Annotated in this window: 11 protein-coding genes and 2 pseudogenes; 12 read left to right on the top strand and 1 reads right to left on the bottom strand. The window is 70.6% G+C overall.

Features of this window, described 5'->3' with window-relative positions; translation table 11 throughout:
* The 5 genes and pseudogenes from ADK54_RS44650 to ADK54_RS46645 form a co-directional block, all read left to right on the top strand.
* Positions 1-152 (top strand): annotated as a pseudogene (locus ADK54_RS44650) (4-hydroxy-3-methylbut-2-en-1-yl diphosphate synthase); the annotation flags it as partial.
* A gap of 50 nt (positions 153-202) precedes the next feature.
* Positions 203-2,110 (top strand): 1-deoxy-D-xylulose-5-phosphate synthase, encoded by a 1,908-nt coding sequence (gene dxs, locus ADK54_RS05565; RefSeq protein WP_053724392.1) that lies wholly within the window; start codon positions 203-205, stop codon positions 2,108-2,110.
* Positions 2,107-3,543: an aspartate aminotransferase family protein gene (locus ADK54_RS05560; RefSeq protein ID WP_053724391.1), complete on the top strand. Its 1,437-nt coding sequence runs from the start codon at positions 2,107-2,109 to the stop codon at positions 3,541-3,543. The genes dxs and ADK54_RS05560 overlap by 4 nt, the downstream gene beginning before the upstream one ends.
* Positions 3,544-3,610: 67 nt before the next feature.
* Positions 3,611-4,210: a helix-turn-helix domain-containing protein gene (locus ADK54_RS05555; protein ID WP_053724390.1), complete on the top strand. Its 600-nt coding sequence runs from the start codon at positions 3,611-3,613 to the stop codon at positions 4,208-4,210.
* A 15-nt stretch (positions 4,211-4,225) separates the two neighbouring features.
* Complete coding sequence (locus tag ADK54_RS46645) at positions 4,226-4,393, top strand: DUF6126 family protein (RefSeq protein WP_199826876.1); 168 nt, start codon at positions 4,226-4,228, stop codon at positions 4,391-4,393.
* 16 nt (positions 4,394-4,409) lie between these two features.
* Here ADK54_RS46645 and ADK54_RS05550 read toward each other — a convergent pair whose 3' ends face one another.
* The gene (locus tag ADK54_RS05550; protein ID WP_053724389.1) at positions 4,410-5,225 is read right to left on the bottom strand and encodes a tyrosine-protein phosphatase; all 816 of its coding nucleotides are present in this window, start codon (positions 5,223-5,225) and stop codon (positions 4,410-4,412) included.
* A 161-nt stretch (positions 5,226-5,386) separates the two neighbouring features.
* Here ADK54_RS05550 and ADK54_RS05545 point away from each other — a divergent pair, with 161 nt between their 5' ends.
* From ADK54_RS05545 to ADK54_RS05515, 7 genes and pseudogenes are all read left to right on the top strand, one after another.
* A complete protein-coding gene (locus ADK54_RS05545; RefSeq protein ID WP_053724388.1) occupies positions 5,387-7,486 on the top strand; it encodes an alpha-galactosidase in 2,100 nt (699 codons plus the stop codon).
* A gap of 268 nt (positions 7,487-7,754) precedes the next feature.
* Positions 7,755-8,783, top strand: a complete 1,029-nt coding sequence (locus ADK54_RS05540; RefSeq protein ID WP_053724387.1) for a catalase — start codon at positions 7,755-7,757, stop codon at positions 8,781-8,783.
* Between the two features lie 62 nt (positions 8,784-8,845).
* Positions 8,846-9,262 (top strand): hypothetical protein, encoded by a 417-nt coding sequence (locus ADK54_RS05535; protein ID WP_053724386.1) that lies wholly within the window; start codon positions 8,846-8,848, stop codon positions 9,260-9,262.
* Positions 9,259-11,175, top strand: coding sequence for a GMC family oxidoreductase (locus ADK54_RS05530; RefSeq protein WP_053724385.1), 1,917 nt, complete (start codon positions 9,259-9,261; stop codon positions 11,173-11,175). The genes ADK54_RS05535 and ADK54_RS05530 overlap by 4 nt, the downstream gene beginning before the upstream one ends.
* A complete protein-coding gene (locus ADK54_RS05525; protein ID WP_053724384.1) occupies positions 11,172-12,986 on the top strand; it encodes a peroxidase family protein in 1,815 nt (604 codons plus the stop codon). The genes ADK54_RS05530 and ADK54_RS05525 overlap by 4 nt, the downstream gene beginning before the upstream one ends.
* A gap of 13 nt (positions 12,987-12,999) precedes the next feature.
* Entirely contained in the window at positions 13,000-13,971 is a 972-nt protein-coding gene (locus ADK54_RS05520; protein ID WP_053724383.1) for a patatin-like phospholipase family protein, read from the top strand.
* 323 nt (positions 13,972-14,294) lie between these two features.
* Positions 14,295-14,795: pseudogene (locus ADK54_RS05515) on the top strand (hypothetical protein); the annotation flags it as partial.

Here is a 14,795-nt window from a genome sequence, read left to right as displayed (position 1 = left end):
GCAAGGGGCAGATCTTCGTGAAGGGCGAGGTCATCAAGACGGTCCCGGAGTCGAAGATCGTGGAGACGCTGATCGACGAGGCGATGAAGATCGCCGAGCGGATGGAGAGGGACGGCGTGGCTTCGGGACGGCCCGACGTCGCCGTGCGGTGAACATGAGCGTGCTGGTGGGCTGAACAGGATTCGGAAGAGGGGGCCCGAGCGTGACGATCTTGGAGAACATCCGGGGGCCGCAAGACCTGCAAACGTTGGACCAGGCCGAACTCGGTGAACTAGCCCAAGAAATAAGGGAGTTCCTGATCCAGGCGGTGGCGCGGACCGGGGGTCATCTGGGGCCCAATCTGGGGGTGGTCGAGCTTTCCATCGCCCTGCACCGGGCCTTTGAATCGCCGGTCGACCGCATCCTGTGGGACACCGGGCACCAGAGCTACGTACACAAACTGCTCACCGGGCGGCAGGACTTCTCGAAGCTGCGCACCAAGGGCGGCCTGTCCGGTTATCCCTCGCGCGCCGAGTCCGAGCACGACGTCATCGAGAACAGCCACGCCTCCACCGTGCTCGGCTGGGCGGACGGGCTCGCGAAGGCGAACGAGGTGCTCGGCAGGGACGGCCACGTCGTCGCCGTCATCGGGGACGGCGCGCTCACCGGCGGCATGGCATGGGAGGCGCTCAACAACATCGCGGCCGCCCGGGACCGCCCGCTGATCATCGTCGTCAACGACAACGAGCGCTCGTACGGGCCGACCATCGGCGGGCTCGCCAATCACCTCGCCACCCTGCGCACCACCGACGGCTACGAGCGCGTCCTGGCCTGGGGCAAGGACGTGCTCCAGCACACCCCCGTCATAGGGCAGCCGCTGTACGAGTCGCTGCACGGCGCGAAGAAGGGCTTCAAGGACGCGTTCGCCCCGCAGGGCATGTTCGAGGACCTCGGTCTGAAGTACGTCGGCCCGATCGACGGGCACAACACCGAGGCCGTCGAATCGGCGCTGCGGCGGGCAAAACGCTTCCACGGGCCGGTACTCGTGCACTGCCTGACCGAGAAGGGCCGCGGCTATCAGCCCGCCCTCGACGACGAGGCGGACCGGTTCCACACGGTCAACGCCATGGATCCGCTGACCTGCGAGCCGCTGACGCCCTCCAACGGGCCTTCCTGGACCGCCGTGTTCGGCGACGAGCTCGTCCGACTGGGCGCCGAGCGCCACGACATCGTCGCCATCACCGCCGCCATGCTGCACCCGACGGGCCTCAGCCGGTTCGCCGAGCGCTTCCCGGACCGGGTGTGGGACGTCGGCATCGCCGAGCAGCACGCGGCGGTCTCCGCGGCCGGGCTCGCCACCGGCGGCCTCCACCCGGTGGTCGCCGTGTACGCGACCTTCCTCAACCGGGCCTTCGACCAGGTCCTGATGGACGTCGCACTGCACAGGTGCGGGGTGACGTTCGTCCTCGACCGGGCCGGGGTGACCGGCGTCGACGGGCCCTCCCACAACGGCATGTGGGACCTTTCGATGCTCCAGGTCGTGCCGGGGCTCAGGATCGCCGCGCCGCGCGACGCGGGCCAGTTGCGGGCCCAGCTGCGCGAGGCCGTGGACGTCGACGACGCGCCGACGGTGCTGCGCTTCCCCAAGGAGTCCGTCGGGCCCGACATCCCGGCCGTGGCCAGGATCGGCGGCATGGACGTGCTGCGCTGGGACGACGACGCCGATGTGCTGCTCGTGGCCGTCGGGGTGCTCGCGCCCGTGTGTCTCCAGGCCGCCGAGCTGCTCGCCGGGCGCGGCATCCGGTGCACGGTCCTCGACCCGCGCTGGGTCAAGCCCGTCGACGAACAGCTCGCCCCGCTGGCCGCGCGGCACCGCCTGGTCGCCGTCGTGGAGGACAACATCCGTACCGGCGGCGTCGGTTGGGCCGTCGGACAGGCCTTGCGGGACGCCGGGGTCGATGTGCCGCTGCGCGGCTTCGGCATCCCCGAGCAGTTCCTCGCGCACGCCAAGCGCGGCGAGGTGCTCGCCGACATCGGGCTCACCCCGGTCGAGGTCGCGGGACGGATCGGCGCCGCGCTGGCGGCCACGGAGGAAGCCGCCGCGGCGGCCGAGAAGGAGAACGACGCATGACCGACGGCGAGCCGAAGGGCTTCGCAGTACCGACTCCCGAGGCCTCCGGGGCCAAGGGCTTCGACCTGACGCGACTCCTCGCCGAGCGCGGGGCCGAACGCTACGAACTGCACACCAAATACCTCAACCACCAGTTGCCGCGGATGCTCCACACCATCGGCTTCGACAGGGTCTACGAGCGGGCCGAGGGTGCGTACTTCTGGGACGCCGAGGGCAACGACTACCTCGACATGCTCGCGGGCTTCGGCGTGATGGGTCTCGGCCGCCACCACCCCGTCGTCCGCAAGGCCCTGCACGACGTGCTCGACGCCTCGCTCGCGGACCTGACCCGCTTCGACTGCCAGCCGCTGCCCGGCCTGCTCGCCGAGAGGCTCCTCGCGCACAGCCCCCACCTGGACCGGGTGTTCTTCGGCAACAGCGGCACCGAGGCCGTCGAGACCGCGCTCAAATTCGCCCGGTACGCCACCGGCAAGCCCCGCGTCCTGTACTGCGCGCACGCCTTCCACGGCCTGACGACCGGCTCGCTGTCGGTCAACGGCGAGTCCGGCTTCCGCGACGGCTTCGCGCCACTGCTGCCCGACACGGCGCTGCCGCTCGGTGATCTGGCCGCCCTCGAAAGGGAGTTGAAGCGCGGCGACGTAGCCGCGCTCATCGTCGAGCCGATCCAGGGCAAGGGCGTCCACGAGGCGCCGCCCGGCTATCTGCTCGCCGCGCAGGAACTCCTGCACCGGCACAAGGCGCTGCTCATCGCCGACGAGGTGCAGACCGGCCTCGGCCGCACCGGCGACTTCTACGCCTACCAGCACGACCAGGGCGTCGAACCGGACCTGGTGTGCGTCGCGAAGGCGCTCTCCGGCGGCTATGTGCCGGTCGGCGCCACCCTCGGCAAGGAGTGGATCTTCAAGAAGGTCTACTCGTCGATGGACCGGGTCCTGGTCCACTCGGCGAGCTTCGGCTCCAACGCCCAGGCGATGGCGGCCGGGCTCGCCGTGCTCTCGGTCATGGAGGACGAGGGGATCGTCGAGAACGCGCGCACCGTAGGGGACCTGCTGCGCACCCGGCTCGCCGCCCTGACCGACCGCTACGAACTCCTCTCGGACGTACGCGGGCGCGGCCTCATGATCGGCATCGAGTTCGGCCGGCCCGACTCGCTGAAGCTGCGCGGTCGTTGGACCATGCTGCAGGCCGCCCGCAAGGGCCTCTTCGCGCAGATGGTCGTCGTGCCGCTGCTCCAGAAGCACCGGATCCTCACCCAGGTCTCCGGCGACCACCTGGAAGTGATCAAGTTGATCCCGCCGCTGACCATCACCGAGCGCGAGGTCGACCGGTTCGTCGAGGCGTTCACCGCCGTCATGGACGACGCCCACGGCGGGGGCGGACTCATGTGGGACTTCGGCCGGACCTTGGTGAAGCAGGCGGTCGCCAACCGGTAGAACCCGCGTTTTTGCCTCAGAGGCAAAAAGTTTGCCTCTGAGGCAATGGCCTGCCTGAATGGAGTGCATGAGCACTCCTGCCGACGATGTCGCGGCGCTCCCGCTCCCGGGCGTCGCCACCCGGCTGCGCGAACTGCGCCGCCGCCGCGGTCTCACCCTGGAGGCCGCCGCCCAGCGGGCCGGCCTCTCGCCCGCGCACCTCTCCCGGCTGGAGACGGGTGCCCGCCAGCCCTCGCTGCCGATGCTGCTCGGGCTCGCCCGCATCTACGGTACGACGGTCTCCGAGCTGCTCGGCGAGATGCCGCCGGAGCGAGAGCCCGTCATCCGGGCCGGACGGGCCGCACCCCGCGAGGCCGACGGCTGGACCTACCACGAGACCGGCGGCCCGGGCCGCGCCATGCAGGCGCTGCGCGTCGAGGTCCCGTACGGCACCCAGCGCGAACTCGTGCGGGTCCACCCCGGCGAGGAGTGGCTCTACGTCCTGACCGGACGGCTCAGGCTCAGCCTCGGGGACGCCACCCATGAACTCGACCCGGGTGACAGCGCGCACTTCGACTCGCTCACCCCGCACCGGATCTCCGCCGCCTCGCACGGCGGAGCCGAGTTCCTCTTCGTGCACACCCTGCTGCAGAGCCCCGATCCGCATCCGCACCACCCGCACAGCTGAGAGGACGGACCCGACATGTCCGAGCACGAGAGCGCGCCCGCGACGGCACCCCGCAAGAACATCGAGGAGACCGCCCAGACCAAGTTCCCCAGGGGCCTGGTCGTGCGGCTCTTCGCCTACCTCGTCGCGGGCCACCTCGTCGCGGGCTTCCTCTACCTGCTCTTCGAGGTGGGCGGGAAGTAATGGCCTCGCCGGTGCCTCAGACCGCGCCGTCCAGGAGCCTCTCGCGCAGCCGCTCGCGGGTCTCGGGGGCCAGCTTCAGGCCCTCGGAGAAGTAGCGGTCGGTGGTGCCCCAGGTCTCCTCGATGGTGTCGAAGGCCGCGTGCAGATAGCTCGCGCGGGCGTCGAAGAGGGGGCTCAGGAGCTCCATCACCTCGGGGGACATCGCGTCCGCCGACGTGCTGGTGCGGCGCACCTTGTAGCGGCGGTGCGGGTCGTTGGACTTGAGGTAGTCCGCCTCGATGGCGTCCCGCTCCACGCCGACCGCGAGCAGCGCGACGGCGATGGCCAGCCCCGCCCGGTCCTTGCCCGCGGCGCAGTGCATCAACGCGGGCACGCTGTCCTCGGCGAGCGCGTGCAGCACCCGGCTGTGCTCGGCGGTGCGCTCGGTGATGACCTCGCGGTACACGGAGATCATCCGGTCCGCGCCCTGGGTCCCCGAGAGCGCGGAGCGCAGCTCGTCGAGGTCGCCGTCGCGGACCATCTTCCAGAACTCGGCCCCGTCGGCCGGATCCGTCATCGGAATGTTGACGTTGCGCACGCCCGGCAGCGCGACGTCCGGCCCCTCCAGCTTCTGGTCCCCGGCGTTGCGGAAGTCGAAGACGGTGTGCAGGCCGAGGGTGGCGAGGAAGGCCGCGTCCGCCTCGGTGGCGTGCGCCAGGTGCCCGCTGCGGAAGAGCCGCCCGCCGCGCACCCGCAGCCCGTCCACGGTCGGCAACCCGCCCACATCACGGAAGTTGCGCACCCCCGAAAGCTCTGGCTCTGTCGCGGGGACCTGCGGAATCTGCTGGGTCACGGGGACTCCTGACGTCGATCCTGGGTGGCGCGGCCTGCGCGTCTGTCGACGATACGACATGCGTTCCTGGGGCAACCATCTCCCTGCATTCCGCACAGGCGTTGCCCTGGGGACCCTGCCACCCCGATGCTGTGCGTACGTGTGCGGATCTGGGGGGCAAGATGATGGAGATCGGTGACAACGGACGCCTCTGGGTGCTCTCCGGGCGGACCAGCAGTTATGCGCTGCACCTCACGGACCAGGACGAGCTCCTGCACCTCCACTGGGGGCCCCGCATCTCGCTGGAAGACGCGGCAGCACTGGCCCACGAGCCGCTCGCACCCCACTGGCCCTTCGAGTCCCGCACGGACGGACTGGAGGAGTACCCGGTGGAGGGCGGCCCCCGCTTCGTGCGCCCCGCGCTGTCCGTACGTGCGGGTGAGGCGCGGGGCACCGGGTGGGACTTCACGGGCTCGGACATCGACGGCGACGAACTGAAGCTGCGCTTCGCCGACCCCGTGAACGGGCTCGCCCTCACCCTGCACTACCGGATGCGCGACGACTTCGACGTGGTCGAACGCTGGGTGACCGCGACCAATCAACTGGCCGATGGCGCAGGGCAGTTGGAGTTGCTGCGCGCCGACGCCGCCACCTGGACGCTCCCCGAGCGCGACGGCTGGCGCCTCTCCCAACTGCACGGCCGCTGGGCCGCCGAATCCCGTCTCGTACGCTGCGAACTCACCCCCGGCGAGAAGCTGCTCGGCAGTCGGCGCGGGCACACCGGGCACCAGCACCTGCCCTGGGTCGCCCTCGATGCCGACGGCGCCGCGACGGAGGAGAGCGGAGAGGCGTACGGGTGCGCGCTCGGCTGGTCGGGGTCCTGGCGCATCGCCGTCCAGCACCTGCCCGACGGACGGGTGCAGATCAACGGCGGTGCGGGGTACGACGATTCCGGCCTGATGCGGCTCGCGCCCGGCGAGTCGTACACCTCGCCCGTGTTCGCCGGGCTGTGGAGCGGCGCCGGGTTCGGTGGTGCGAGCCGGCAGTGGCACGCCTGGCAACTCGCCCATGTGATCCCGCGCGCCGGGCAGCCACGGCCGGTGCTCTACAACTCCTGGGAAGCCACCCTCTTCGACATCTCCGAGGACCAGCAGCGCGCCCTCGCCCAGCGGGCGGCCGACCTGGGTGTCGAACTGTTCGTGGTCGACGACGGCTGGTTCGGCGCCCGCACCCACGACGCCGCCGGGCTCGGCGACTGGACCCCCAACCCGAGCCGCTTTCCCGGTGGGTTGAAGCCCCTCGCCGACGAAGTGCACGGCCTGGGCATGCAGTTCGGGATCTGGGTCGAGCCCGAGATGGTCAACCCCGACAGCGACCTCTACCGCGCCCACCCCGACTGGGTGCAGTTCCAACCCGGCCGCACCCGCACCGAGTTCCGCAACCAGCTCGTCCTGAACCTCGCCCGCAAGGACGTACAGGACCATCTGTGGGAGCAGCTGGACGGCCTGCTCTCCAGTGCGCCAGTCGACTACGTCAAGTGGGACTTCAACCGCTGCTTCACCGATGCCGGCTGGCCGGGCGAGCCGTATCCGCAGAAGCTGTGGGTCGAGCATGTGCACGCGTTCTACGCCCTGGTGGACCGGCTGCGCGCCGCCCACCCCCACGTCGCCTTCGAGTCCTGCTCGGGCGGCGGCGGGCGCATCGATCTCGGGGTGCTCTCCCGCACCGACCAGGTGTGGACCTCCGACAACACCGACCCGCTCGACCGGCTCGCCATCCAGCACGGCTTCAGCCAGCTGCACCCCGCCCGGGTCATGGCCGCCTGGGTGACCGACAGCCCCAACGCCCAGCTCAACGGCCGGGTCAGCAGTCTGCGCTTCCGCTTCGTCAGCGCGATGGCCGGCGTGCTCGGCGTGGGCGGCGACCTGACCCGCTGGAGCCCGGCCGAACTCGCCGAGGCGCGCGACTGGGTGGCGCTGTACAAGGAGATCAGACCGGTCGTGCAGCTGGGCGCCCAGTACCGGCTGCGGGCACCCGAAGGCGGGCTCGGCGCCGTCCAGTACACCCGGGGCGACGACACCGTCGTACTGGCCTGGCTCCAGGCCCAGCACTACGGGGAGCCGCCGCCCGCCGTCCGGCTGCGCGGGCTCGATCCGGCCGCCTCCTACGCGTGCCCGGAGACCGGGACCGTATACAGCGGGGCCGTGCTGCTCCACCGGGGGCTCGTCACCGGCCTTCGCGGGGACCTGGATGCCGCAGTGTTCCGGCTGCGCAGGACGTGAGAGCGCTCTCGCGCGCCCTGCGTGACGTGACTCGGCCATGAGCGGCCTTGGTCCGTGGGGCAGTTGAGGCTTGGAGACGTGGCGTTCGCCGGCCCGGCGGCGCGGCCGGTGCCCGGCGCGCCCCGGCCGCCAGCGCCGGTCCCGGTTGTTGTACGCCGACGCAAATAGCGGCCCGAGATCGAACAAGAGGCCCGAAACTGGCATATCCCGCCCACCTGGTGCCGAGTAGCGTCGCTGCTCCCCGCCCACGGTTGGGAGGAGCCGGACCATGTCCGATCCCCGGCAGTACGAGAAGTACGAACAATATGAGGGAGGGAGCCCGGAGGCCGAGCGCAAGGTCTTCGAGGAGCTCGCCCAGCGCATCGTACAAATCCAGCGCATCAACCAGGACACCGGTCGACTACCCGGCCCCGACCGGGCGTTCCACGCCAAGACGACCCTCGCCCTCGACAACGCCCGGGTGCGCTTCCACACCGATCTGCCGCTGAGCCTGCGCGAGGGCTTCGTCCAGCCCGGCGCCGAGTACCCGGCGATCGTGCGGTACTCGAACGCGGCCGGAGTCCCGGCCGCCGACACCGCGCAGGACCTGCGCGGCATCGCCCTGCGCATCGTCGTCGGCGACGACGAACGGCACGACCTCCTGATGCTCAACACGCCCGCGTCGCACGCCGCCAACGCCCGCGAGTTCGTCGAGTTCGCCGAGGTCATGGCGGGCGCGAGCGGCACCGCGCAGGTCGCCTACCGCTTCCTGGTGAAACTGCCGCGCGCGGTCGGCAGGCCGGCCGCGACGCGGATGCGCAAGACCCTCCAGAAGGCCGTCGCGCGCAAGATCGGCAGCCTCTCCCAGGAGCGGTACTGGAGCCAGGCCCCGATCCTGTGGGGCGACGCCGGACCCGTCCAGTACCAGCTGCGGCCCAGCCCCGGCGGGCCCCCGGCGCCCAAGCCCGACCGCGCCGACCGGGACCGGCTGCGCACCGAACTCGTGGCCCGGCTGCGCGAGCGGGACGTCGTGTACGAGCTGTGCCTGCAGCGCTTCGCGGACGAGGCCACCACCCCGGTGGAGAACGCCTCCGTTCCGTGGCCCGAGGGAGTGGCGCCGCCCGTGCCCGTCGCAACGCTCACCCTCCCGCGCCAGGACCTGGACTCCAACGAGGCGGCGGCCGTCACGCGCCGCATCGAGCAGCTCGTCCTCACGCCGTGGCGCACCACGGACGCCTTCCGGCCGCTCGGCAACCTCAACCGCTCGCGCGACGCCGCCTACGGGGCGAGCAGCGCCCGCAGGCTCGGCCAGGAGTAGGAGCCGCGGCCCGCACCCGGCCGCCCCGCCAACGACCCGAACCGCCTTGATGGGAGTGGACCATGCCGAAGAAACGCGCATCGGCCGCAGCGACCAGCACCGCCCGGCCCGCGGCCCTGTACGGCCTCGCCGGGATCCGGCTCCTGAACGGAGCGGCCGGGCTCATTGCACCCGCCCTGCTCATCCACCGGCTCGACCGCGCGTCCGAACCCAACCCCGCGGCCGTGTACGCCTTCCGGCTCTTCGGGATCCGCACCATCCTGCTGGGCCTCGACCTGCTCACCAACCGCGGCGAACGCCTGGAACAGGACCTCCGCGAGGGCGTCCTCATCCACGCCTCCGACACCCTGACCGCCGCCATGCTCGGCATCAAGGGCCTGCTCCCGCCCCGCACCGCGGCGATGACCACGCTGATCTCCGCGACCAACACCGCGCTCGCGGTGAGCGCGCTCGGCAATGGGGCCAAGGAGAAGAAGTGACGGGCGCGGACTACGACTACATCGTGGTCGGCGCGGGAGCCGGCGGCGGGCCGCTCGCCGCGAACCTGGCCGAGGCCGGCATGAAGGTGCTGCTCATCGACGCGGGCGGCGAGCACGAGAACGACAACTACCTGGTGCCCGCCTTCCACGGGGACGCCTCCGAGGACCCCGTCCAGTGCTGGAACTACTTCGTGCGCCACTACGCGAACGAGGAGCAGCAGCAGCGCGACACCAAGGTCGTCGCGGGCAAGGGCGTCCTCTATCCGCGGGCGGGAGCCGTCGGCGGCTGCACCGCGCACCACGCGATGATCACGGTCTATCCCTACAACCGGGACTGGGACGCCATCGCGGAGGCGACCGGCGACCAGTCCTGGCGGGCCGAGGCGATGCGCGGCTACTTCGAACGCATCGAGCGCTGCGGCTACCGCCCCCGGCCCAAGCGCCTGCCCGCCAACCCGCTCCTGGCCGCCGTCCTCAAGGCGCTCCCGTTCGTCTCCGACCGCTATCTGAACCGTTCGCGGCACGGCTTCGACGGCTGGCTGCCGACCCGTCTCGCCGACCCCGCCCTGATCGTTCAGGACCCACAGCTCCTCAAGGTCATCCTCACCGCCGCCGAGGGCGAGCTCGCCGACTTCCTGGGCCGCCCGCTCTCGCCCCTCGAAGGCCTGGGCGCGGTCGTCGACCCCAATGACTGGCGGGTGCAGACCCTCGGACTCGAAGGGCTGTGGCAGATCCCGCTGTCGACCGAAGGAGGCCGACGCAGCGCGGCCCGCGACCGCATCCGGGCGGCCCGCACCACGCACCCCGAGAACCTGACCGTCCGCACCGACGTCCTCGTCACCCGCGTGCTCCTCGACGACGCGGGGGCGGCAGCCGGAGTGGAGTTCATCGACGCCGCCCGCGCCTACCGAGCGGACCCTTCGGCTTCGTACGAGCCCCAACTCCCGCCCCTGGTAAGGCTGGCGGCCCGCCGTGAGGTGATCCTGTGCGCGGGTGCCTTCAACACCCCGCAGCTGCTCATGCTCTCCGGCATCGGGCCGCGCCAGGAGCTGGAGCGGCACGGCATCCCCGTACGCCTCGACCTCCAGGGCGTCGGCGGCAACCTCCAGGACCGCTACGAGGTGGGCGTCGTCAGCCGCATGGCGAAGGAATTCCCGATCGTCAAGGACTGCACCTTCCACGCGCCCGAGCCCGGTGCCGCCCCCGACCGCTGCTACCGGGCCTGGCAGCGCGGCGAAGGGCTCTACACCACCAACGGCTCGGTCATCGGGATCACCCGCAAGTCCCGGCCAGGCCTCGACGCGCCCGACCTGTTCCTGTTCGGGTTCCCCGCCGACTTCCGCGGCTACTACCCGGGTTACTCCCAGGAGAACCTGCGCCACAAGGACCGGTTCACCTGGGCGATCCTCAAGGCGCACACCCACAACAGCGGGGGAGCGGTGCGCCTTCGCTCGGCCGACCCGCGCGACACCCCCGTGGTGAACTTCCACTACTTCGCCGAAGGCACCGACAAGGACGGCGTCGACCTGGAGGCGATGACGGACGCCGTCGAGTTCGTCCGCGGCATGAACCGCCGCGCCGGCGAGTGCGTCAGCGAGGAACTCTGGCCCGGAAAAGGCATCAACTCCCGTGACCGGATTCGGAGTTGGGTGCAGGACGAGGCCTGGGGACACCACGCCTCGTGCAGCTGCCCGATGGGCGCCGACGGGGACCCCGCGGCCGTCGTCGACAGCCGGTTCCGGGTGCGCGGCGTCGACCGGCTGCGCATCGTGGACGCCTCCGTCTTCCCGCGCATCCCCGGCTTCTTCATCGCCACCCCGATCTACATGATCAGCGAGAAGGCGAGCGACGTGATCCTCGCCGACGCGCCACCACCTCTGCCCCAAGGACAGCCCCAAGGGGGGATCCGATGAGCTCGTACCGCACCTCGTTGCCGTGGCGAATCGTCGTAGGCATCGCGGACTACCTGGACGCCAGGATCGGCTGGGACAAGCTGCCGCTGCCGCTCGGCCTCGGCACTCTCCTCGGGCTGCGCGTCCGCTACCGCCAGGAGAACCTGCACGACACCAACAAGATCCCCGCGGTGAACGTGCCCGAACCGGTGCCGCCCAAGGACTCGTTCAAGGTCAACCGCACCGCCGACGGCAGCTACAACGATCTCGGTCAGCCCCGCATGGGCATGGCGGGCACCCGCTTCGGCCGCAACATCCCGCTCGACAAGATCGCCTCGGCGACCCCTGCCGAGGTCCTCTCCGAGCCCAACCCGCGCAAGGTCAGCCGCGAACTGCTCACCCGCGACACCTTCATCCCGGCCGACTCGGTCAACTCCCTGGTGGCCGCCTGGCTCCAGTTCATGGTCCGCGACTGGTTCAGCCACGGCCCCAGCCCCACCGACCGGCCCTGGACCGTGCCGCTCATGGACGACGACCCGTGGCCCGAGCAGCCCATGCAGATCATGCGCACCCCGGACGACCCCACCCGCGACCCGCACGCCCCGGCCGGCACCCCCGACACCCGCGTCAACGTCTTCTCGCACTGGTGGGACGCCTCCCAGATCTACGGCAGCACCGAGGACGAGCAGCGCGCCATGCGCACCGGCGAGCTCGGCAAGCTCCACCTGTGGGACGACGAGCGGATGCCCTTCCCCTCCGACCCCGCCAAGGACCCCTCGCGCGTGCCCGGCTTCTGGCTCGGACTCGCCCTGATGCAGGGCCTGTTCACCCGCGAGCACAACGCGATCTGCGACCACCTGCACGCCGCGTACCCGGAGTGGGACGACGAGGAGCTCTTCGAGCGGGGCCGACTGATCAACGCCGCCCTCCTCGCCAAGATCCACACCGTGGAGTGGACCCCGGCCGTCATAAGCCACCCGACCACCGTCACCGCGCTGCACACCAACTGGTGGGGTCTGGCCGGGGAACGGGTCCACGACCTGTTCGGCCGGATCAGCAAGTCCGAGGTCGTCAGCGGCATCCCGGGCGGCGAGACCGACCACTACGGCGTGCCGTACGCGCTCACCGAGGAGTTCGTCGCCGTCTACCGGATGCACCCGCTGATCCGTGACGACTGGGAGCTGCGCGCCGCCAACGACAACACCACCCTGCGCAACGCCTCGTTCCGCGACATCGCGGGTCCCGAAGCCCTCAAGGTCCTCGGCTCGATCTCCACCACCGACCTCCTCTACAGCTTCGGCACGCTCCACCCGGGGCTCGTCACCCTGCACAACTTCCCGAAGTTCCTCCAGGAATACGAGCGCCCCGACGGCCACCTCCAGGACCTCGCCGCCACCGACATCCTGCGCTCCCGCGAACTCGGCGTCCCCCGCTACAACGAGTTCCGCCGGCTGCTGCGCCTGAAGCCCGCCGAGCGCTTCGACGACCTGACGGACAACCCGCAGTGGGCGAAGCAGATCATGAAGGTGTACGAGGGTGACATCGAGAAGGTCGACCTCTCGGTCGGCATGTTCGCCGAGGAGCTCCCCAAGGGATTCGCGTTCAGCGACACGGCCTTCCGCATCTTCATCCTGATGGCGTCCCGGCGCCTCAACAGCGACCGCTTCTTCACCGAGTACTACACCCCCGAGGTGTACTCGAAGGCGGGCCTGAAGTGGATCGACGACAACAGCATGATGACCGTGCTGCTGCGTCACCACCCCGAACTGCGCACCGCGCTCAGCGGTCTCAAGAACGCGTTCGCGCCGTGGAACGTCGCCGGTCGGGAGTGAAGGGGGCGCCGCGATGACCAACGGTGAACGCAAGGCCGACGTCGTCCTCGAAGGCGGCGGCGTACGGGGCCTGGGAGCGGCGGGCGCCGTCATCCGCCTCCTGGAGGACGGCTACACCTTCCCGCGCGCGGCCGGCACCTCGGTCGGCGCCATCGCGGCGGCGCTGGTCGCCGCCGGGGTGGGCGCCAAGGAACTGCGCGGCATCATGGACCGGCTCGACCTGAGCCGCATCCCGGACCGCGCCCTGCCCGGGGTGCCGTTGGTGAGCGAGGCCGTGGCCCTGCTCGGCACGCGCGGCGCCTACCGCGGGGACTGGATCAGGGAGTGGATCGAGGAGGAGCTCGCCGAGCTCGGCGTCTCCACCTTCGCCGACCTGCGCGCCGACGACCCGGGCGCCGACGCCGACCTGGCCGACGACCAGAAGTACAAGCTGGTCGTGATGGCCACCGACGTCACACGCGGACGGCTGCTCCGACTGCCCTGGGACTACCACCTGTTCGGGCTGAAGGCCGAGGAGCAGAAGGTGGCGGACGCCGTCCGCTGCTCGCTGTCGATCCCGTTCTACTTCCGGCCGTGCGCCCTGACCAATCCGGTCACGCAGGAGTCCTCGGTGATCGTGGACGGCGGCATCCTGTCCAACTTCGCGGTCGACATCTTCGACCGCACGGACGGCAAGAAGTCGCGCTGGCCGACCTTCGGCGTGCGGATCATCCCCGACCTGCCGGCCGGGATCGCCAACCTCGCGCCGGTCGCCGCGCGCGTCATGTGGCCGCCGCTGACGCTGCTCGAACAGGTCGTCACGACGGCCCTGGTCGGCCGCGACCAGACGTCGCTCGATCGGCCCGGGGTACGCGACCGCACCGTGCCGGTCGACTGCGCCGGCGTCGGCATCACCGACTTCCGCATCGACGCGGAGGCCCGGGACGCCGTCGTCGAACAGGGCCGTAAGGCGGCCGGGGAATTCCTGGGACGCTGGAAAGGCTGACGCAGGCCCGAATTGCGTGCCATAGTGGGAAGCGACCCCTCATCTCCCGTAAAGAGATGGGGGGTTCGTCCATGAGCGGGACATGGTGTGACCGCCGGACCTGATCTCTTCACTCCTCCCTCACGCGGGGCACACTTGCGCACATAGGCAATAGACAGCCTTTGCCTTGGGGTGCCTGTCAACTGGTGTTGTCCGTAGGTACGTTCATGAGTGCCCCCACTCTTCGTGGTGGCAGTCTCCAAACGTCAGCTTGTCATGCACTCGACGTTTCTTCGCGTCCCGCCCGTCCCAGGGCAGGACGATCCCCCCATGGAGGAAGAACCGTGCAACACATACGAACCTCCAGGTTCGGACAGCGAACCGGCGGCGCCTCGGCGCTCCTTTCCTTGCTCGCGCTCGTCACCGGCGGTCTGCTCGCCGCGGCCCCCACAGCCGCCGCCCAGCAGGCCAACGACCCCGCCTCCAACGTCAAGCAGCTGTGTGCGACGGCCAAGCCGGGCCAGATGCACTGCCTCGCCCTTGAACGTACGGACATCAAGCAGCACAGAGGCATCACCACCGAGGCCGCGCCCTCCGGCCTCGGCCCCGCCGACCTCCAGAACGCCTACAACCTCCCGGCGAGCGGCGGTGCCGGTGCGACGGTGGCGATCGTCGACGCGCAGGACGACCCGAACGCCGAGTCGGACCTGGCCACCTATCGCTCGCAGTACGGGCTCCCTGCCTGTACCACCGCCAACGGCTGCTTCAAGAAGGTCGACCAGAACGGCGGCACCAACTACCCGACCGCGGACTCGGGTTGGGCCGGCGAGATCTCCCTCGACGTC

This window comes from Streptomyces sp. WM6378 (genome assembly GCF_001279695.1).
Classification (GTDB): domain Bacteria; phylum Actinomycetota; class Actinomycetes; order Streptomycetales; family Streptomycetaceae; genus Streptomyces.
Note: the sequence above shows the minus strand (reverse complement) of the source record. Positions and strands in the feature narration are given on the sequence as shown.